Here is a 19,603-nt window from a genome sequence, read left to right on the forward strand (position 1 = left end):
CAAGCTACCCCTGATGAAGCGTACTTTGCAGCATTGCCGTTTGCACAAATGCAGGCGGCATAACCCCGGTGATCTCGCTTAGCAACTGGACTCAATTGTTCAAACGACCGGGACCACTTCTGGTCTACGGACTGGCGCTCTATGCGGTGGGCCGCGCCGCCGCCTTGAAGATGAAGGCAGCGCACATCGCTGGTTGGTTGCAAGTCGTGCTTGCGCTTGGCGCGCTTTTGGAGGTCGTTCGGCGGGCAGTTGTGGGAAGTGAGCCGGCGTCCATGCTCATGATGAGTATCGGGCTGGTCGCATTGATCGCCAACGTCACCTGCCTGGTGCTGATCGCCAAGAAGCGGGATCGGGGCGCCCACATGACGGCAAGCTACATTTTTTCTGCGAATGATGTGATCGCAAACGCGGGGGTGATAGTCGCTGGTGTTTTGGTCGCTTGGACGGGCTCCTCGTACCCTGACCTCGTGATTGGCGCAGTCATTGCGCTGATAGTGCTCAGCGGTGCCCGGCGCATCCTGAACCTCCGATAGCCAATCTAGCGGCATCCCACACCGATGCCTAGCCAAGGTGGGATGGCCGGCCGCTTACACTTCAATACCCTGAAAAATAAGAGCGCACTGCGTGCGCTCTTATTGGGATTCAGGCGCCAAAGACTTGAGAACCGAATCTGGATCAGCGCCAAGCGCTCACGGATTGGAGTTCCAGGCCACTCACTTGGCTTCTGCAGGCGCAGGTGCGTGCAATCCATCCCGTTCTTGTTTTGCGGCCTTCTCGCGATGATGGTGCACATCGCCATGCCACAGGGCGCTACGGAGTGCAGTGCGGCTGCACAGTCTCAGTGCATGAAGGTGACTGGTATCTGAAGGTGATTGGGTGGTACGCTTGCCGGCGCTACCACTCGCACGGGATGTGCCGCTGAAGGCGACCCTCGTCCCTCCATCGCAGAGCGCTCCCCACGCTGGACGACACTCACGTCGCTGTGTATCCCGTCGCGTGGTATCTGGATGGCAGCCGCTGTGGCTGCTGCCTGCCGCGCAGTGGCCACTGCAACCTTGCCCAGTTGGCGCCTTGCCGGCTGGGCCTGTGTTTCCTCGCCCCAGGCTGCGAAGCCCGCCGGGCCAAGGCGCATGTTGCACCCCGGCTGCCGCTTTTCTTGACCGTGCAGTCCATGGACCGTCCGATGGCGGAGGGCCCTGCTGCACATTCTGGGTCCGACATGCGATTGAACGACACACTTTCTTCCCACCTGCCTGCCACCGTCCACCGTGGCAGCTTCCGTATTGCCAGCCTGGCCGCGATGGCCTGGCTGGGCCTGGCCGGATCGGCCTGGAGCGCACCACCCACGGTGGATTCCATCGAGGCGCTGCTGGCGGCCACCAAGAGCGAGGCCCTGATTGCCAAGACTGGCGCCGATCTGGAGCGCAACATGCGTGATGCCGTGCAGGCCAGCTTGCAGGGGCGCAAGCCCAGCGAGCGCGAGCAGCAGGTCATCGACAAGATGACCCGCGAGAGCGCGGCCCTCATCCGCCAGGAGCTGAACTGGAGCCACATGCGGCCCATGATGGTCCAGATCTACCAAAGCACGTTCACCCAGGAGGAGGTGGATGGGCAAACCGCCTTCTACCGCACGCCGGTGGGCATGGCCGTGGTGGAGAAGATGCCGGCCGTCATGCAGGCCACCATGGCTGCCACCCAGCAAAGCATGGCCCGGCTCATGCCCCAGTTGCAGGCGATCGCGAAAAAGCACATGGCGGAAGCCCAGGCGGCCGGCGCTGCCGCAGGCACCCCGCCTGCCGGCGCCAAGCCCTAAAAGCCAGTGCGCAGTGGTCTGCGCCCGTGCCATGTGGCCCAGTGCCCCTGGCGCGGACCGGACCCTGTGCATGGGCGTGAGACTGGTGCACGCCTACAGCCCCGCCGCGGTGACGTTGGCGGGGTTTTTCTTGGCTGCGTGGGTGCTATGCCATCATTTCGATAGCTTGAAGCATTGATGAAATAAGCGCTAGCAGCTTATTTCTTGTCAAACACCAAGACGTGTTTCCTGCCGGTACTGCCATGCGCCGGTGCGCACGGCTCCAGCCAATGGGGCTGGGCCGGCATCCCCTGCGGCAGCGGAGCGGGCAGCGCGGATGGGATGCTTTCAGCGCAGCCACAGACAGCACCCGCCGAGGTCCGCACCGCTATGTCAGCGCAGCGCCGGCGGTCAATGTGCGCGCGGACGGATGTGGCACCACAGTCCCTGCAATCGAACCGTGGCCTGCCGAGGCCATGCAGGGTCGTCGTGCGGCTGGCACGGGAATACGGGTTGCGGTGGGCCCACGGCGCGATCAACGCAAGCCTCTGCTTCTGCCACGACCACAGGAACTGGAATGGCGCCTTCCTACCCGACGTCGACCACACTGGCGGTGCGTGCCCCTGCTGTGGTATCAGGCCTGGGGGCGGCTTTGCCCCAGGTGCAGGCGGCCATCGACGAACACATTCACCACCCCGGGTTCAAAGGCGGTCCAGGCTTCGTTCTTGGTCAGCGGTGCGGTCACCACCACGGCCACGCGGTCGTGGGGCGTGGTTTCGCTGGCAAAGTCCACGCTCAGGTCCTCGTCGGCTAGGTGGGCCTGGGCGAAGGGGTGGCGGCGCTCGGTGAAGAACAGGTGGGTGGTGGCGTGGGCCCACAGGGCTTCGCCGTTGGACAGCAGGAAGTTGAAGGTGCCATGCGGCGAAATGCGCCGGGCCAGGTCCTGCAGGGTCAGGGCCAGCTCTGCGATGCTGGGCACGCCGGCGTGGGATTTCCACAGCTCCTGCATGATCCAGCAGAAGGCCAGCTCGCTGTCGGTGTTGCCGACGGGGCGGAAATGGGTGTGCAGCTTGGGCGCGAAGTTCTTCAGATCGCCGTTGTGCGCAAACACCCAGTTGCGGCCCCACAGCTCGCGCACAAAGGGGTGGCAGTTCTGCAGGCTGACCACGCCCTGGGTGGCCTTGCGGATATGGGCAATGACGTGCTTGCTCTTGATGGGGTAGCGGCGGATCAGCTCGGCCACCGGCGAGTCGATGGCGCGTTCATGGTCTACAAACAGCCGCAGGCCCTTGTCCTCGAAGAATGCAATGCCCCAGCCATCGGTGTGATCGCCGGTGTTGCCCGCGCGCTGTGCAAAGCCGCTGAAGCTAAAACGCACATCGGTGGGCGTGTTGCAGTTCATTCCTAACAGCTGGCACATGGGCAGGGGCTTCCAAACGGGCAAGACAACAAAGGGGCATAGCCTAACGCGCGCCGGCGGTTTGTGCAGCAAAGGTGCAGCTTGCCTGCCGGGTTTGTGCCGTAGAGGTGTCTTTGGGTGACGGTGTGGGGCGTCCAGCCGGTCCAAGCCGGGATTGGAGGCAGGGGCTGTAGCAGGCCCGGGGTGCTTAGCCTGGTGGGGTGGACGGACAGTTACCCAGCGGCGGGGCGCGCAGTCCATCAAGGACGGAGCGTGATGCCTGGGCTGTGCGGTTGGCAAAGGCCGGATGCGCAGTCTCGGTGGGTGGAGGTCGCAGGGGCTCAGCGGGGGGCCTCGGGGGGCGGTGGCGTTTGACCGCAGGCCGGGCAGACACAGCGCAGGCCGCGTTCGGCGGCTGGAATGCGTTCGAGCACCGAGGCCGGGATACGGGTCTGCATGCACCAGCAGGTTTCCGGCGGCAATCCGGCCGCGACCGCGCAGGCATTGGTTTGGCCGCACAAAGGGCAGGTCGCAGGGGAGGGGGCGGCAGACATGGCGCCAGTGTATGCCGTGTTCAGCCGCCGCCGGGCGGGACGCGGAAGTTCTCCAGGATGCGCTGCTCGGCCCGTTGCAAGGCCGATTGCAGGCTTTGCTGCCACGCGGGCCGTGGCGGTGCATCCGGGGACCTTGCCTCGGTGGGCGCCGTGGGTGCTGTGGACACAGTGGGCGCGGGGGCGGGTGGCACCGTGGGTAGGTGAGCAGGTGGTTTCAGCATGGAGAAGATGCTCCGGGCTGGCCAAACATCTGTAAAGTTGAATTCAATGAAGATTCAATTCAGGAATTCTGATGCGTAACCTCAACCTCGACCAGTTGCAGACCCTGATCGCCATCGCCGACCTGGGCACCTTTGCCGCGGCGGCGCAGGCCCTGCATCTGGCGCCGCCGACCGTGAGCCTGCACATCAAGGATCTGGAATCGCGCCTGGAGGCGGTGCTGTTGCTGCGGGGGCGCCGGCAGGCCGAGCTGACGCCGGCGGGCCAGGCCCTGGTGGAGCAGGGGCGCAAGCTGCTGGCCGCCAGCGACGATCTGATCGACCTGGTGCAGCGCCGCGCCAGCGGGCGCGAGGGCCTGGTGCGCGTGGGTGTGTCGGCCGGTGTCAGCACCCGGCTGCTGCCCCTGATGCTGGAAGCCCTGGGCCGGCGCAGCCCGGGCGTGGAAGTACGGCTGGAGGCCGTCGGCTCCACCGATGCCATGCAGCGCCTGCAGGCCGGCACGCTGGACATCGCCGTGGTGGCCAGCCCCCAGCCGGCAGCGGCCGACATCGTGCTCACCCCCTGGCGCACCGACCCGATGGTGGCGTTGCTACCGGCGGTCTGGCAAGCGCCGGCGCAGATCACGCCGCAGTGGCTGGCCGAGCGGCGCTGGGCCTCGTTCGCACCGGCCACGCAGATGCATGGGCTGATCTCCGCCTGGTTTGGTCAGGCGGGCTACCATCCGCGCCCGTTCCTGACGCTGACCTACCCGGGTGCCCTCAAAAGCCTGGCTGTCGCCAGCCAGAGTGCGGCGCTGTTGCCGCTGGAAGAAGTCGAGGACCAGCGCCACGTGCCCTGTGTGGACATCCGGCCGCTGCACCCGCCGCTGCTGCGGCCCATGGCCGTGGCCCACCGCCGGCTGCCCGTGCCCCACCCGGCGGTGGAGGCGGTGCTGCAGGTGCTGGCCGCATTTGGCAGTTGAGGGCGCGCCAGGCTGCTGGCGGCGTGCAGTGGTGCATGCGGCAAGGGGGCGTGTGCAGTCCCCATCGCCCGTGTGGGCCCGCCCGCGGCGGGCGGCATCCCCGTGCGGCCAAAGATTGGAATGAAATGCCGCACATACGCAGGCGGGGTGAGCGCGGATAGCTATGGTTTTTGGGTCTGTGGTGCCGCAGGTGCCCCGGTTTGCCAGCGGGCCCGCAGGTCGGCGCAATGGTCCTGGGCGGGCACGGCCGGTGTCTGCACCAGCCAGTCGTAGTCGCCGGGCGGGGTGGGCGCGGCGCCCTGCGCCTGGGCCACGGCGACTTGGGCGCGCAACCCGGCCGGCAGCCAGGTGGGAATGCCCACGCTGCGCAGCACATGGCCGCGGCCGGCGATCACCAGCACGGTCTGGCCGGGCTGCAGCTGGGCCTGCGCCACGGCGGCGATGCTGGCGTCCTTGGCCAGCTGGATGCGCGCCATGGGCGTGAGCTGGCTGACGGGCAGCAGATCGCAGTGGCCGCTGCGGATGGCGTCGCGCTGGCGCTCCCACGCGGTGGGCGGCAGGTGCTGGTCCCAGTGCGTTTGCTGCATCACCTCCCGCATGTGGCTGCGGCGCAGGTTGCCGCCATGCACGGGCACCCCGGCCTGCACGGCGGCCATGACCACGGGCGCATAGGGCGCCCAGTCCCAGCCAGCCGCCTGCCAGTCCAGGGCCTCCTGGACCTCGGTTTCCGAGGCCGTGGGGGCCAGCGCCCGGGTGCTGTGCCCGCTGTGGGCCATCTCCAGCACCACGGCCGCCAGGCGCTGTTGCCGGGCCAGGGTCTGGACCGTGTCGCGTTCCCAGGCCTGGTGTTCCGGGGCATCGTGCTGTTCGCCCAGCAGCAGCACCTCGGGCAGGGGGGCGGGGACCTGCAGCTGTCGTTGCCAGTCCGTTGCGTCGGTGGCCGGTGCCGGTGGCAGGGCGGCGCAGCCGCCGAGGCACAGCCACGCACCGAACACGGCGGCACGCACTGCGTTGGAAATGAGAATGGGTTTCAATGCCATGCCCGGCATGGTAACCGGGATGGCCGGGTCGCCCCAGTGGCGGTGGGGCGTTGCGCCCGCATGTCGCCCCGTTCTGCGGGGGCCTTCACCCCGCGTGGCGGCGTGCCTGTGGCGGTGCACGCGCCCCGGTGTCTGCACGCCGGTCATCCCCCTGGCCCCGCAGGGCCGGGTGGCGGATGGGCGTGGGCTTATTCCGGCGTGATGCCGGCGGCCTTGATCACCTGCCCCCACTTGGTGGTTTCCACCGCCTGGAACTGTGCCAGCTCCTGGGGGGTGGTGGTCCAGGCCTCGGAGCCGGACATGTCGAAGAACGAGGCCGCGGCCGGGCTGCCGACGGCGGTGCGCAGCAGTTGATTGAGCTTGGCCACCACAGGGGCGGGCGTATGGGCGGGGGCATAGGCCGCGAACCAGTAGCCCATGTCATAGCCTTTGACGCCCGCTTCGGCGATGGTGGGCACATCGGGCAGCTGGGGGCTGCGCTTGGGGGTGGAGTAGCCCAGCGCCCGCAGCTTGCCGGCCTTGATCTGCGGCACGCCGGTGGACATGTCGGTGACCATCAGGTTGATCTGCCCGCCCATCAGGTCGGTGATGGCCAGCGGGTTGCTTTTATAGGGCACGTGCAGGATGTCCACGCCGGCCAGCTGCTTGAGCATTTCCCCGGCCATGCGGCTGGAGGAGCTGCCGCTGCCAAAGCTCAGCTTGCCGGGGTGGGCCTTGGCGAAGGCCAGCAGCTCGCCCACGGTCTTGTAGGGGGCGTTCATGGGCACCACCAGCACCTGGCCGCCCTTGCCCAGACCGGTCAGCGGGACAAAGTCCTTGACCGGGTCGTAGGCGAGCTTTTTGTACAGGTGCTCGTTGGCAGCGTGCGTGGTGTTGGTGGTGATCAGCACGGTGTAGCCATCGGCCGGGGCCTTGGCCGCCGCCTGGGCGGCAATCATGCCGCTGGCGCCGCCCTTGTTCTCGACGATCACGGGCTGCTGGGTCTGCTCGGTGATCGACAGGCCCAGGGCGCGCGCCAGTTGGTCGGTCGCGCTGCCGGCCGCGAACGGCACCAGCAGGGTGATGGGCTTGCTGGGAAAGCTACCCTGGGCGAAGGCGGTGGGTGCCATGGCCAGGGCGAGGCTGGCGGTCAGCAGGTGGCGGCGGGTCGTGCTTGTCATGGTTGTCTCCTGTGTGGTTATGGGAATGGTCAAGCGGGACGGGCAATCCAGGGGGCGAGTGCCCCGGGAACGGAAATCGGCATCTGCAGCACGCGGAAGCACAGTGTCTTGCCGTGGCTGTCGAGGTTCAGGGCATCGTTCACGCCCCCGTCCAGCACCTCGTCCAGCACCAGGTTCATGGCCTGCAGCTGCGGCAGCAGGTAGCGGCGCACCTGGCGCGGCTGGCGGTCGGCAAACAGCTGGGCCACGGCGGCCTCGGTGACCTGGGCGCAGATCGGCACCCACAGCTGCGGGTGGAAGGCGATCACGCTGATGTTGGAGCGGTTGCCTTTGTCGCCCGTGCGGCCGTGGGCCAGCTGGTACAGGGGGACGGTCAGGGTGGTGGGTTCAGCCATGGGCGTGCTCCGGTGCCGGGCCAGGGGCGGTGGCCCAGGTGAATCCGGTGGGGATGTGGGTGTGGGGGATCAGGCAGGAGGTCAGCCCCAGGCGCTGGCGCATGTGCGTGCGCACCCCGCCGCCGCCCGCCGGACCGCAGCAGTACAGGGCGTTGACCTCGCGCGGCAGGCGCTGGGCAGTGGCGTGGTCGGCATGCTGCCAGGCCATGCGCAGGCGCACATCGTGGGGGGCGTGCCGCAGGTCGGCGCCGTCCAGCCAGCTGCTGGCATCGTTGCCCCAGACGCTGGTCACGCCGATCAGGTCGGTGCGCAGCGGCGCGAGATGGCCCAGGCGCTGCTGGATGGTCTGGCCCGCCAGACGCGCGCGCTCGGCCGCACGCGGGCCGGCGTAGGAAATCTCGGCCTCCGCAAACCAGCCCGTGGCGTAGCAGACGTTGACCTTCAGCGTGTCGGGCCGGGGGTGGCCGCGCACCCCTTCCAGGCGCACGCGGTCGGGCCCCACGGCGTGGACCTGGGCCTGGGTGATGTCGGCCACCACGTCGGGGGTGAGGTACTGGGCCGGATCGTGGATCTCGTACAGCAGCTGCTCCTTGACCGTGGCCGGGGTGATGCAGCCGCCCGTGCCCTGGGGCTTGAAGAGGGTGCAGTGGCCGTCGGCGTCGATCTCGGCGATGGGATAGCCCAACTGGTCCAGGCCCGGCACGTCCTTGTAGCCGGGATCGGCAAAGTAGCCGCCGGTCACTTGCGTGCCGCATTCCAGCAGGTGGCCGACCATGGTGGCGCGGCCCAGGCGGTCCCAGTCGTCCCAGGCCCAGCCGTAGTGGGCCATGACCGGACCGACGACCAAGGAAGGGTCGGACACCCGGCCGCAGACCACGATGTCGGCACCGGCCTGCAGGGCCGCCGCAATCGGCTGGGCACCGATGTAGGCATTGGCACTGACCAGCTCCTGCGCGGGCATACGCTCGGCCAGGGCTTCGGCCAGCAGCGGGCGGTGCGCGGGGCTGCTCAGGTCATCGCCGTGCACCACGGCAATGCGCGGCGTGCGCGTGCCCAGGGCCTGGGCCAGACGGTGGATGGTGCGGGCCGCGGCCTGCGGGTTGGCGGCGCCGAAGTTGCTGACGATGCGGATGCCGTGCTGCAGGCAGTCGGCCAGCACCGGGCGCAGAAACTCGGGCATCAGCGGCTCGAACCCGGCTTCGGGGTTGCTGCGCCGGGCCAGCTGGGCCAGGGCCAGGGTGCGTTCCGCCAGGGTCTCGAAGATCAGCACCGCAGGCTGGCGCTGGCGGATCAGCTCCTGCACGACGGGGCCGGCGGCATCGATGCGGTCCCCGGAGAAGCCCGCGGCGCAGCCGATCAGCAGGGGCAGGGTGGTGGCGTGGGGTGAAGTCATGGAATCTCCTGTTGGCCACTATAGGAAGGGCTGGCTAAGCTGTGAAATCGATAATTAAGATGAATTGATTTGTAAGCCAGATGAATATTTCGGCCCGCGACATCCAGGCCTTCCTGGCCCTTGCCGAGGTGAAGAACTTCACCCGTGCGGCCGCGCGCTGCCACCTGTCGCAGCCGGCGTTCAGCGCGCTGATCAAGGCGCTGGAGGACCACGTGGGCCTGAAGCTGTTCGACCGCAGCACGCGCCACGTGCTGCTGACGCAGGAGGGCGAGCGCTTCTGGCTGTCGGCCCAGCGGATTGCCGAGGAGCTGGAGGACTGCGCCAAGGCCATGCGCGACACCGCCCAGCTGGCGCGCGGGCATGTGGCCGTGGCCCTGCTGCCCTCGTTGGCGGCGGGCTGGCTGCCCGGCGTGCTGGCGCAGTTTCTGGCGCGCCACCCCGGGGTGGAGGTGGCGGTGCAGGACGTGCTGTCCGAGCCCTGCATCACCGCCGTGGCCCAGGGGGAGGCGGACTTTGCCCTGGCGGCGATCCGCGCCGACACGCCCGAGCTGCAGGCGGAGCCGTTTTGCCGCGATGGCTTCCACCTGGTCTGCCGCGACGACCACCCGCTGGCGCAGCAGGCCGAGATCGGCGTGCCGGATCTGCAGCCCTGGCCGTTTGTGCACCTGGCCCGGCACAGCAGCGTGCGCCAGTACCTGGATGCGGCGCTGTTTCCCCAGACCCTGCGCACCTTGGTCGAGGTGGAGCAACTGGCCACGGTGATGGGGTTGGTGCAGGCGGGGCTGGGCATCAGCGTGGTGCCGGCGCTGTCGCTGTTCCATTTCGACAAGCCCGGCCTGTGCACCCGGGCCTTGCAGTTGCCGGCGATGGAGCGCCAGATCTACCTGGTGCGCCGGCGGGGGCGCAGCCTGTCCGTGGCGGCCCAGGCCTTGTACCGGCTGATGCAGGACATGCGGCCGGCGTGCGTGACGGCCTGAGCGGCCGCGCCCGGCGGGGTTGCGAACAATTAAGTCAAAACCGCCTTTGGCCCATGCTGCAAGCGCGCTGCATGCTCTGAATGTGGGAGCATGCAGGCGCTGACCCACCAGCCACACCGGGCCGGCGGGCCAGGGTGCACGTCAGTTCTTGCCGTACAGCGGCGAGCGCGGTCCGTACAGCAAGCCGTTGGGCGTGCCGGCTGCCAGCAGGCGGTTGGTCGCCACACCGGCCATGGGGTGGGCGGCATCGGTGGCCGAGTTGACGATCTGGTGGACCAGGGCCGTCACCAGCATGCCGACCAGGCCGCCGCCCGAGTTGTTGCCGCCTTCCTGGTTGGAGGCCGAGGCGCGGCCATCCCAGAGCTGGGTGCCGGTGCGCAGGTCCACCAGGCGCGCTTCCACGCTGACCACGGTGGCGCTCTGGATCACCTGGTAGGTGGTGCCATAGCGCGTGACGCGCAGGTACAGCGCGGCGTCGGCGCCAAAGATCTCCTGGAGCTTGGCGGGGGCCACCTCGTGGATGTCGCCGGCGCTTTCCAGGCCGTTCTGGCGGAAGGTTTCGCTCACCAGGGTCACGGGCAGGACGTAGTAGCCCGCCTCGGCCAGGGGCAGGGTCGCCTGGGACAGCACGCTGGCGCTGGCCTGCACCTCGGGTGCGTCATTGACGGGCGGCAGCACCAGGATGGAGGCCGGCTTGGCCGCACGGTAGGCGCTGTAGTCCTTGCCGGGGGCCGTGGCGCAGCCCGCCAGCCAGGCGCAGGTGGCCAGCAGGGTCGACCACTTCAGGATGCGGGGGATCAGGGGAATGCGCATGTCAGATGCCGTTCTTCTTCAGGTTGCCGACCAGGTAGTCGATGTACGGGGCCGATTCGGGGAACTGCTTTTTCTCCTGCTCCCAGGCGGCCAGCGCCTGGTTGGTGCGGCCGGTGTTCAGGTACAGCAGACCCAGGTGGGCCTGGTAGCCGGGCGGCAGCTGCGCGCCCTGGCTGGCGCTGACCTGCACGCCTTTTTCCAGCGCCAGGATCTGCTCTTCGGCGGCTGGGCCGTCGCTCTTGAGGTACTGGTAGACCTGGTTCTGGTAGCCGTTCCAGCTGTAGAGGGACTTGGGCGCGGCGCAGCCCACCAGCAGGGTGGCCAGCGCCAGGCTGGCGCCCGCGCGAATGGCGGTGTGGAGGTGCATGGTGCGGCCTTTCAACGTGCGGTCGCGGCCAGGGCGGGCAGGGCGCCGGCATCGACGGCTTCGCCCAGGCGGTCCACGGCTTCGCGGATGGCCAGGTCCAGCACCTTGCCGTTGAGGGTGGAGTCGTAGCTGGCGGTGCCGCCGAAGCCGATGATCTCGCGGTTGGACAGCTGGTACTCGCCCACGCCCTGGACGGAGCGCACCACTTCCGAGGTGCGGATGTTGACCACGTTCAGCGTGACCTTGGCATAGGCGGTTTGCGTCTTGCCGCGGCCCAGCACGCCAAACAGCTGTTTGTCGCCGACTTCCTTGCGGCCGAACTCGGAGATGTCGCCGGTCACCACGTAGTCCGCGCCCTTGAGCTGCTGCGTGGTGCCCTGGATGGCCGCTTCCTGCTTGATTTCGGCCATGTTGTCACGGTCCAGCACGTTGAAGCGGTTGGTCTGCTGCAGGTGGGACATCAGGATGGTCTTGGCCTGGCTGCCCAGACGGTCAACGCCATCCGAGAACGCACCGCGCAGGTAGCTGGAGCGGTTGTCGAACTTGCCCACGGCGATCGGGCTGCGCGGCCCGTGGTAGCTGCGGCTGGCGCTCTGGGTCTGGGTGGCGTTCAGGGCCTGGGACGTTTCCGTCGCGCAGCCGGTCAGCCAGAGGGGAACAGCCACGACGGCGGCCAGGGGGATCAGTCGGAAAGAGCGCATGGTGCAGTGCAATGAAGAGAAAAGTGGATTGTCTCCATATCGGACCGCGCGATGCTTGTGGCTGGCTGACAGAAGGGGCCAGCGCCCACCAAAAAGGCACCCGCAGGTGCCTTGTCTTGCGCCATGTCAGACGCCGGTGCGGTGCTCGGGCCACGGTCGGGACCGAGGCTGCGGGTCACGCCCGGGTCAGCAGGGCCGGTGCGGCGGTGACGGCGCGTTCCTGGCCGACCTGGAAGTGCACCATGGCCTGGACCAGCTGCACGGACTGGGCCTCCAGCGCGCGCGTGGCGGCGGCGGCTTCCTCGACCAGGGCGGCGTTCTGCTGGGTCACGGCATCCATCTGCGTGATGGCGTGCTGCACCTGTTCCAGGCCCTGGGTCTGCTCCTGGCTGGCCGCGCTGATCTCGCCGACGATGTCGGTCACGCGGCGCACACCGGCCACCACGTCGCGCATCACCACGCCCGCTTCCTCGACCAGGGTGTGGCCGGCGTCGACACGCTCCACGCTGGCGGTGATCAGGTCCTTGATCTGCTTGGCCGCATCGGCACTGCGCTGCGCCAGGGTGCGCACCTCGCTGGCCACCACGGCGAAGCCGCGGCCCTGCTCGCCGGCACGCGCGGCTTCCACTGCCGCATTCAGCGCGAGGATGTTGGTCTGGAAGGCAATCGCGTCAATGACGCCGATGATGTCCACGATCTTGCGCGAGGCCTCATGGATGTCGCCCATGGTGCCCACCACCTGGTCGACCACCTGGCCGCCGCGGCTGGCCAGCTCCGAGGCCGAGACCGCGAGCTGGTTGGCGGTGCGGGCGTTGTCGGCGTTCTGGCGCACGGTGGAGGTCATTTGCTCCATCGACGCGGCGGTCTGCTGCAGGGCGCTGGCCTGCTCTTCCGTGCGGCTGGACAGGTCCAGGTTGCCGCTGGCGATCTGGCTGGAGGCCGAGGCCACGCCGTCCGCACCCTGGCGCACCTGGCCGACCACGTCGCGCAGCTGGTCGCCCATGCCGTCCAGGGCGCGCAGCAACTGGCCGGTTTCGTCCCGGGCATCGCTGCGCACGCGGTGCGTCAGGTCGCCGGCGGCCACGGTTTCCACGGCGTGCACGGCGCGCGCCAGCGGGGTGGTGATGCTGCGCGTGATGGCCACGGCCAGGGCCACGGCGATCAGCACGGCCAGGCCTCCCAGGCCGGCCAGCTGCATACGGCCGCGTTCAAACTCGGCCTGCACGCCGGCGGCGGCGTCGCTGATGCGCTGGCGCTGGTGGTCCAGCAGGGCTTGCAGGGTCTGCAGGTAGGCGTCGGCCGCCGGCTGGAAGTCGCTGCGCAGCAGGCGCTCGGCCTCGTCGGCCCGGCCTTCGGCCTTGGCCTGGTAGATGGTGTCGCGGGCCTGTACGAAGCGGGTGCGCAGCACGCTGACCTGGTCGAACAGCGCCTGTTCTTCGGGCGTGCTGATCAGCTTTTGCAGCTCCGCCTGCTGGCGCGACGAGGCCTTGGAGGCCTCGACGTTGTCGGCCACAAACTGGCGCGCCAGATCGGCGTCGCTGCTGCGGGCGACCAGGGCGTGGCGGCTCACGTTGCTGTAGACGGTGCGGTACCAGTCGGAGATGACGCGCTCCTTGGACAGCGGGCGCGCCATCATGTCGGCCGTGGACTGGGCCACGGCCTGCAGGCGCCAGATGCCCACCGCCAGCATGGTGGCGATGAACAGCGTCAGCACGGCAAAGGCCAGGCCCAGGCGCTTGCCGATGGAGATGTGTTGAAGTGGCATGGAGATGGAGTAAGTAAAAACCCTGATTGGCGGCGATTGTCCAAGCAATCAGCGCCCACTCCGTCTACGCGCCAATGACAACCTTACATCCTGTAGCAATATCTGCAGAGCTGGCGACGCCATGCAAAAAGCGCCCCGCAGGGCGCTTGGTCGTGCCTGTCGGGGCCTGGGGCCCCGCGGCTTCAGCGGGCGCCGGCCTTGACCTTCAGGCGCCAGGCGTGCAGCAGGGGCTCGGTGTAGCCGGACGGCTGTTGCACGCCCTTGAACACCAGGTCCAGTGCCGCCTGGAAGGCCGCCCCCTGCGGGTTGGCGACCAGGCTCTTGTAACTGGCGTCGCCGGCGTTCTGGTTGTCCACCACCTGGGCCATGCGGGCGAAGGTGTCGCGCACCTGCTGCTCTGTCACCACGCCGTGCAGCAGCCAGTTGGCGATGTGCTGGCTGGAGATGCGCAGCGTGGCGCGGTCTTCCATCAGGCCCACGTTGTGGATGTCAGGCACCTTGGAGCAGCCCACGCCGGCGTCCACCCAGCGCACCACATAGCCCAGGATGCCCTGCACGTTGTTGTCCAGCTCCTGCTGCTTTTCGGCGTCGGTCCACTTGGGGTCCTTGGCCACGGGGATTTGCAGCAGATCGGCCAGGATGTTGGCGCGTTCGGTGTCGGCGCTGGTCTTTTCCAGCTCCTTCTGCACATCGGCCACATTGATCTGGTGGTAGTGCAGGGCGTGCAGGGTGGCGCCGGTGGGCGAGGGCACCCAGGCGGTGTTGGCACCGGCCTTGGGGTGGCCGATCTTCTGCTCCAGCATGGCCTTCATCAGGTCGGGCATGGCCCACATGCCCTTGCCGATCTGGGCGCGGCCGCGCAGGCCCATGGTCAGACCGACCAGCACGTTGTTGCGCTCATAGGCCTGCAGCCAGGCGCTGGTCTTCATGTCGCCCTTGCGCACCATGGGGCCGGCGCGCATGGCGGTGTGCATTTCGTCGCCGGTGCGGTCCAGGAAGCCGGTGTTGATGAAGGCGACGCGGGCGGGGGCCGCGGCGATGGACGCCTTCAGGTTCACCGAGGTGCGGCGCTCCTCGTCCATGATGCCCAGCTTCACGGTGTTGGCGGGCAGGCCCAGCAGTTGCTCGACACGGCCGAACAGTTCGTTGGCAAAGCCCACTTCGGCAGGGCCGTGCATCTTGGGCTTGACGATGTAGACGCTGCCGGTGCGGCTGTTGCGGATGCCGTTGGCGCCATGGCCCTGCAGGTCATGGATGGCGATGGCGGTGGTGACCACGGCGTCCAGGATGCCTTCGGGGATTTCCTTGGCCTGCGCACCCCACAGGATGGCGGGGTTGGTCATCAGGTGGCCGACGTTGCGCACGAACATCAGCGAGCGGCCGTGCAGCACCACGGGCTGGCCGTTGGCACCGGTGTAGACGCGGTCGCCGTTCAGGCCCCGGGTGACGGTCTTGCCACCCTTGTCGAAGGATTCGGTCAGCGTGCCCTTCAGGATGCCCAGCCAGTTGCTGTAGCCCAGCACCTTGTCTTCGGCATCCACGGCGGCCACGGAGTCTTCCAGGTCCAGGATGGTGGAGAGAGCGGCTTCCACCACCACGTCGGCCACGCCGGCGGCATCGGTGCTGCCGATGGGGGTGGACTTGTTGATGATGATGTCGATGTGCAGGCCGTGGTTCTTCAGCAGCACCGAGGTGGGGGCCGCCGCGTCGCCCTGGTAGCCGACGAACTTGGCGGCGTCCTTCAGGCCGGTGGTGTTGCCGTTCTTGAGCGTCACCACCAGCTGGCCGCCTTCCACGCGGTAGCCGGCGGAATCCTGGTGCGAGCCCGTGGCCAGCGGCGCAGCCTGGTCCAGGAAGTTGCGGGCGAAGGCGATGACCTTGGCACCGCGCACGGGGTTGTAGCCCTTGCCCTTGTCGGCGCCGCCGTCTTCGGGGATGGCGTCCGTGCCGTACAGCGCGTCATACAGGCTGCCCCAGCGGGCGTTGGCCGCGTTCAGCGCGTAGCGCGCGTTGAGGATGGGCACCACCAGCTGCGGGCCGGCGATCTGGGCCAGCTCGGCGTCCACGTTCTCGGTGGTGGCCTTGGCGTCCTTGGGCGGTTCGACCAGGTAGCCGATCTGCGTCAGGAACTGCTGGTAGGCGGCCATGTCGGCGATGGGGCCGGGGTGGGCCTGGTGCCAGGTGTCCAGCTCGGTCTGCAGGCGGTCGCGTTCGGCCAGCAGGGCGGCGTTCTTGGGGGCCAGGTCGGCCACCAGGGCGTCAAAGCCCTGCCAGAACGCGGCGGCATCGACGCCGGTGCCGGGCAGCACCTGTTCATTGATGAAAGTGTGCAGTTCGTGGGCAACTTGCAGGCCGTGGACCTGGGTGCGAGCGGTCATGGGAAGGCTCCTTGGATCGTGGGAAGTCGGAAAACCGGTGTCGCCGGGACGGGCCAGCGTTGCATTCCACTGTATTCCAAATGTATGCAGCAATAAATTGCTGAAAAATCTCAAAACTGATGACTTTTACGCAAAAGTGGGCAACACTCGCCAGCGTGCATGCAGCGTCGATAATCAAAGAAAACATAGCTTTCAGCGCTTGCTGCATCAGCGCTGCAGGCCTATTTGGCACCTGATCCGTCTCGCCATGGACAAACTCAAAGCTTTCGAGTCCTTTGTCTCCGTCGCCACCAAGGGCAGCCTGACGGCTGCCGCCAAGGCCGAGGGCGTGGCCCCGGCCATCATGGGGCGCCGGCTCGACGCGCTGGAGGAGCACCTGGGCGTCAAGCTCATGGTGCGCACCACACGGCGCATCACGCTCACGCACGAGGGCAGCGCGTTCCTGGAGGACTGCCAGCGCCTGCTGTCCGATGTGGCCAACGCCGAGGCCAGTGTCTCGGCCGGCGGCATCAAGGCCACCGGGCACCTGCGCATCACCGCGCCGGCTGGCTTTGGCCGTCGCCATGTGGCGCCGCTGGTGCCGCGGTTCCACGACCTGCACCCCGAGGTGACCATCTCGCTGAACCTCAGCGACCGCGTGGTCGATCTGGCGGGCGAGGGCTATGACTGTGCGGTGCGCGTGGGCGACCTGCCGGATTCGTCGCTGATCAGCGTGCGCATGGCCGACAACCGGCGCCTGTGCGTGGCCACGCCAGCCTACCTGGCGGCCTATGGCACGCCCCGGCACCCGGGCGAGCTGGCGCAGCACCGCTGCCTGACGCTGTCCAGCGATGCCTCGCAGACCCGCGGCTGGGCCTTCAGCGTGCCCCGGGACGGCGGGCGCGAGAGCGTGCACATCAAACCCGGCGGTCCGCTGGACTGCTCCGACGGGCAGGTGCTGCACGACTGGTGCCTGGGCGGCTGGGGCATCGCCTGGCGCAGCACCTGGGAGGTCGAGGCGGAAATCGCCGCTGGCCGGCTGGTGGAGGTGCTGGCCGACTTTGCCGCGCCGCCGAATGGGATTTACCTGGTCTTTCCGCAGCGCAAGCACATGACCTTGCGCCTGCGGCTGTGGATGGACTACCTCAAGGCGCACTATGAGCGCCCGGAATTCTGGAGCAAAGGAGGAACGCAATGACCTTGGAAGCCTTGTTAGCCAGCCTGCACCTGCTGGCCATCTTGACCCTGGTGGTCTTCTTGTCGAGCGAGGCGGCCCTGTGCCGCAGCGAGTGGATGAACGCCGCCGTGGTGCGGCGTCTGGCGCGGCTGGACATGATTTACGGCATCACGGCCCTGGTGCTGCTGCTGACCGGGATCGCCCGTCTGGTGTGGGGCGTCAAGGGCCTGACCTGGTACGTGTCGCAGCCGCTGTTCCACCTGAAGATGCTGCTGTTCTTCGTGGCGGCGCTGATGTCGCTGCGCCCGACCCTGGCCATCCGCCGCTGGCTCAAGGCCCTGAATACGGATGGTGCGCTGCCCGGCGAAGAGGCGGTGCGCAAGGTCCGCGCCTGGATCATGGTGCAGGCGCACATCATCCCGGTGATCGCCGTCGTGGCCGCGTACTGGGCCCGGGGCATGTAGCCGGCGGCGGGGCGCGGGAATCCTGGCTGCGGGCATAGCGGCGCCCGGGCACGTAAAATCCGCCGATGCTTTCCGTCAAACAGGATTTGCTCGCGGCCCTGGCTGCCGAGCTCGAAACACTCTCGCCCGGCGCCGGCGCCCGCGCCGCATTTGAAAACCCCAAGGTGGCAGCCCATGGCGACTTCGCCTGCACGGCGGCCATGCAACTGGCCAAGCCCCTGAAGGCCAACCCGCGCGCTTTGGGCGAGCAGCTCAAGGCCGCGCTGGAAGCCACGCCCGCGTTCCAGCAGTGGGTGGAGGCGATCGAGATCGCCGGCCCCGGCTTTCTGAACATCCGCCTCAAGCCCGCCGCCAAGCAGCAGATCGTGCGCGAAGTGCTGGCGCAGGGCGCCCAGTTCGGCGACCAGCCGGAGCGGGGCGAGCAGGTGCTGGTCGAGTTCGTCTCGGCCAACCCCACCGGTCCGCTGCACGTGGGCCACGGCCGCCAGGCGGCCATCGGCGACGCCATCAGCAACCTCTACGCCACCCAGGGCTGGAAGGTGCACCGCGAGTTCTATTACAACGACGCGGGCGTGCAGATCGACACCCTGACCAAGTCCACGCAGCTGCGCGCCAAGGGCTTCAAGCCCGGCGACGACTGCTGGCCCACGGACAGCGAGAACCCGCTGGCCAAGAATTTCTACAACGGCGACTACATCGCCGACATTGCCCAGGCCTTCCTGGCCAAGGAAACCGTCAAGGCCGATGACCGCGAGTTCACCGCCAACGGCGATGTCGAGGATTACGAGAACATCCGTAACTTCGCCGTGGCCTACCTGCGCAACGAGCAGGACAAGGACCTGCTGGCCTTCAACCTGAAGTTCGACGAGTACTACCTGGAATCCAGCCTCTACCAGAACGGCCACGTGGCGGCCACGGTGGAGCGCCTGATCGCCAGCGGCTACACCTACGAGCAGGACGGTGCGCTGTGGCTCAAGTCCACGAATTCGGGGACGACAAGGACCGCGTGATGCGCAAGTCCGATGGCACCTACACCTACTTCCTGCCCGATGTGGCCTACCACATCCAGAAGTTCCAGCGCGGCTACGGCAAGGTCGTCAACATCCAGGGCACGGACCACCACGGCACCATCGCCCGCGTGCGCGCCGGCCTGCAGGCCGCCAACGTGGGCATCCCCCAGGGCTACCCCGACTACGTGCTGCACACCATGGTGCGCGTGGTGCGCAACGGCGAAGAGGTCAAGATCAGCAAGCGCGCCGGCTCCTACGTGACCCTGCGCGACCTGATCGAGTGGACCAGCAAGGACGCCGTGCGCTTCTTCCTGCTGAGCCGCAAGCCCGACACCGAGTACACCTTTGACGTGGACCTGGCCGTGGCGCAGAACAACGACAACCCCGTGTACTACGTGCAGTACGCGCACGCCCGCATCCAGTCGGTGCTGCGTGCCTGGCAAGAGGCCGGCGGTGCCGGCGTGGCGGCGCTGCAGAGCGTGGACCTGTCCGCGCTGCAAGGCCCGCAGGCCCAGGCGCTGATGCTGCTGCTGGCCAAGTACCCCGAGATGCTGAGCGCCGCGGCCGCGGGCAATGCCCCGCATGACGTCACTTTCTACCTGCGTGACCTGGCTTCCGCCTACCACAGCTACTACGACGCCGAGCGTATCTTGGTGGACGACGAGGCCGTGAAGCTGGCGCGTCTGGCCCTGGTCGCTGCCACGGCCCAGGTGCTGCACAATGGTCTGGCGGTGCTGGGGGTGGATGCCCCCGAGCGCATGTAAGTGACGCAACAGAAAGTGACAGGCGGTTTTATGGACAATCAGCAGCGCGGGGGTACGATCCTCGGCTTCATCCTGGGTTTGATCGTGGGTCTGGGGGTTGCGCTGGGGGTGGCGGTGTATGTCACCAAGGTGCCCGTGCCCTTCCTGACCAAGGGCGAGTCGCGCAACACCCCGGCGGCCGAGAGCGAACGCAACCGCAACTGGGACCCCAACTCGCCGCTGTATGGCAGCACCCCGGCCCGTCCGGCGCCGGCGGCCACCCCGGAGGCCCCGGCCGCCCCAGCGACCGCCACGG

The 19,603-nt window shown here is 68.0% G+C and carries 17 protein-coding genes and 4 pseudogenes; 9 read left to right on the forward strand and 12 right to left on the reverse strand.

Going from position 1 to position 19,603, the window contains the following annotated elements:
* Positions 1 to 122: 122 nt before the first annotated feature.
* Positions 123 to 533, forward strand: a pseudogene (locus SJH88_RS14445) (cation efflux transmembrane domain-containing protein); the annotation flags it as partial.
* Positions 534 to 1,219: 686 nt separating this feature from the next.
* On the forward strand, positions 1,220 to 1,813 hold the full coding sequence (locus SJH88_RS14450) for a DUF2059 domain-containing protein (RefSeq protein ID WP_274754876.1): 594 nt from the start codon (positions 1,220 to 1,222) through the stop codon (positions 1,811 to 1,813).
* A 613-nt stretch (positions 1,814 to 2,426) separates the two neighbouring features.
* Here the strand turns inward: SJH88_RS14450 and SJH88_RS14455 are convergent.
* The 3 genes from SJH88_RS14455 to SJH88_RS14465 all read right to left on the reverse strand — a co-directional run bounded on the left by SJH88_RS14455 (position 2,427) and on the right by SJH88_RS14465 (position 3,912).
* Entirely contained in the window at positions 2,427 to 3,212 is a 786-nt protein-coding gene (locus SJH88_RS14455; protein WP_274754877.1) for a class II glutamine amidotransferase, read from the reverse strand.
* A 320-nt stretch (positions 3,213 to 3,532) separates the two neighbouring features.
* Positions 3,533 to 3,745 carry a cysteine-rich CWC family protein gene (locus SJH88_RS14460; protein WP_274754878.1) on the reverse strand — a complete coding sequence of 71 codons (213 nt, stop codon included), beginning with the start codon at positions 3,743 to 3,745 and terminating at the stop codon, positions 3,533 to 3,535.
* Positions 3,746 to 3,765: 20 nt separating this feature from the next.
* A complete protein-coding gene (locus tag SJH88_RS14465) occupies positions 3,766 to 3,912 on the reverse strand; it encodes a hypothetical protein (RefSeq protein ID WP_274754879.1) in 147 nt (48 codons plus the stop codon).
* Positions 3,913 to 4,037: 125 nt separating this feature from the next.
* Here SJH88_RS14465 and SJH88_RS14470 point away from each other — a divergent pair, with 125 nt between their 5' ends.
* Entirely contained in the window at positions 4,038 to 4,925 is an 888-nt protein-coding gene (locus SJH88_RS14470; RefSeq protein WP_274754880.1) for a LysR family transcriptional regulator, read from the forward strand.
* A 161-nt stretch (positions 4,926 to 5,086) separates the two neighbouring features.
* Here the strand turns inward: SJH88_RS14470 and SJH88_RS14475 are convergent, their stop codons facing one another.
* The 4 genes from SJH88_RS14475 to SJH88_RS14490 all read right to left on the reverse strand — a co-directional run bounded on the left by SJH88_RS14475 (position 5,087) and on the right by SJH88_RS14490 (position 8,913).
* Positions 5,087 to 5,965: a ChaN family lipoprotein gene (locus SJH88_RS14475; RefSeq protein ID WP_274754881.1), complete on the reverse strand. Its 879-nt coding sequence runs from the start codon at positions 5,963 to 5,965 to the stop codon at positions 5,087 to 5,089.
* 188 nt (positions 5,966 to 6,153) lie between these two features.
* Positions 6,154 to 7,125: a Bug family tripartite tricarboxylate transporter substrate binding protein gene (locus tag SJH88_RS14480; RefSeq protein WP_274754882.1), complete on the reverse strand. Its 972-nt coding sequence runs from the start codon at positions 7,123 to 7,125 to the stop codon at positions 6,154 to 6,156.
* A 29-nt stretch (positions 7,126 to 7,154) separates the two neighbouring features.
* Entirely contained in the window at positions 7,155 to 7,520 is a 366-nt protein-coding gene (locus SJH88_RS14485) for an AtuA-related protein (protein WP_043383922.1), read from the reverse strand.
* Positions 7,513 to 8,913: an acyclic terpene utilization AtuA family protein gene (locus SJH88_RS14490; RefSeq protein WP_260674405.1), complete on the reverse strand. Its 1,401-nt coding sequence runs from the start codon at positions 8,911 to 8,913 to the stop codon at positions 7,513 to 7,515. Before SJH88_RS14490 ends, SJH88_RS14485 begins: the two co-directional genes overlap by 8 nt.
* A gap of 80 nt (positions 8,914 to 8,993) precedes the next feature.
* On the opposite strand from SJH88_RS14490, the gene SJH88_RS14495 reads away from it, so the two are divergent.
* Positions 8,994 to 9,890, forward strand: a complete 897-nt coding sequence (locus tag SJH88_RS14495; protein ID WP_042417616.1) for a LysR family transcriptional regulator — start codon at positions 8,994 to 8,996, stop codon at positions 9,888 to 9,890.
* A 141-nt stretch (positions 9,891 to 10,031) separates the two neighbouring features.
* Here SJH88_RS14495 and SJH88_RS14500 read toward each other — a convergent pair whose 3' ends face one another.
* The 5 genes from SJH88_RS14500 to SJH88_RS14520 form a co-directional block, all read right to left on the reverse strand.
* The gene (locus tag SJH88_RS14500; RefSeq protein WP_274754883.1) at positions 10,032 to 10,703 is read right to left on the reverse strand and encodes a DUF799 domain-containing protein; all 672 of its coding nucleotides are present in this window, start codon (positions 10,701 to 10,703) and stop codon (positions 10,032 to 10,034) included.
* A 1-nt stretch (position 10,704) separates the two neighbouring features.
* On the reverse strand, positions 10,705 to 11,070 hold the full coding sequence (locus tag SJH88_RS14505; RefSeq protein ID WP_042417718.1) for a DUF4810 domain-containing protein: 366 nt from the start codon (positions 11,068 to 11,070) through the stop codon (positions 10,705 to 10,707).
* An 11-nt stretch (positions 11,071 to 11,081) separates the two neighbouring features.
* Entirely contained in the window at positions 11,082 to 11,771 is a 690-nt protein-coding gene (locus tag SJH88_RS14510; protein WP_042417618.1) for a CsgG/HfaB family protein, read from the reverse strand.
* A 175-nt stretch (positions 11,772 to 11,946) separates the two neighbouring features.
* Positions 11,947 to 13,536: a methyl-accepting chemotaxis protein gene (locus tag SJH88_RS14515; RefSeq protein WP_274754884.1), complete on the reverse strand. Its 1,590-nt coding sequence runs from the start codon at positions 13,534 to 13,536 to the stop codon at positions 11,947 to 11,949.
* A gap of 182 nt (positions 13,537 to 13,718) precedes the next feature.
* Positions 13,719 to 15,914, reverse strand: coding sequence for a malate synthase G (locus SJH88_RS14520; RefSeq protein ID WP_274754885.1), 2,196 nt, complete (start codon positions 15,912 to 15,914; stop codon positions 13,719 to 13,721).
* Between the two features lie 247 nt (positions 15,915 to 16,161).
* Between SJH88_RS14520 and SJH88_RS14525 the strand changes: the two genes are divergently transcribed.
* From SJH88_RS14525 to SJH88_RS14545, 5 genes and pseudogenes are all read left to right on the forward strand, one after another.
* Positions 16,162 to 17,091: a LysR family transcriptional regulator gene (locus SJH88_RS14525; protein ID WP_274754886.1), complete on the forward strand. Its 930-nt coding sequence runs from the start codon at positions 16,162 to 16,164 to the stop codon at positions 17,089 to 17,091.
* Entirely contained in the window at positions 17,088 to 17,534 is a 447-nt protein-coding gene (locus SJH88_RS14530) for a DUF2214 family protein (protein WP_210929766.1), read from the forward strand. The genes SJH88_RS14525 and SJH88_RS14530 overlap by 4 nt, the downstream gene beginning before the upstream one ends.
* A gap of 65 nt (positions 17,535 to 17,599) precedes the next feature.
* Positions 17,600 to 17,815: pseudogene (gene argS, locus SJH88_RS19785) on the forward strand (arginine--tRNA ligase); the annotation flags it as partial.
* A gap of 144 nt (positions 17,816 to 17,959) precedes the next feature.
* Positions 17,960 to 19,308 (forward strand): annotated as a pseudogene (argS, locus tag SJH88_RS19790) (arginine--tRNA ligase).
* A gap of 30 nt (positions 19,309 to 19,338) precedes the next feature.
* Positions 19,339 to 19,603 (forward strand): annotated as a pseudogene (locus SJH88_RS14545) (SPOR domain-containing protein); the annotation flags it as partial.

The sequence above is a fragment of the Comamonas sp. GCA5 genome (assembly GCF_036541385.1).
In the GTDB taxonomy this organism is placed as follows: domain Bacteria; phylum Pseudomonadota; class Gammaproteobacteria; order Burkholderiales; family Burkholderiaceae_C; genus Comamonas; species Comamonas aquatica.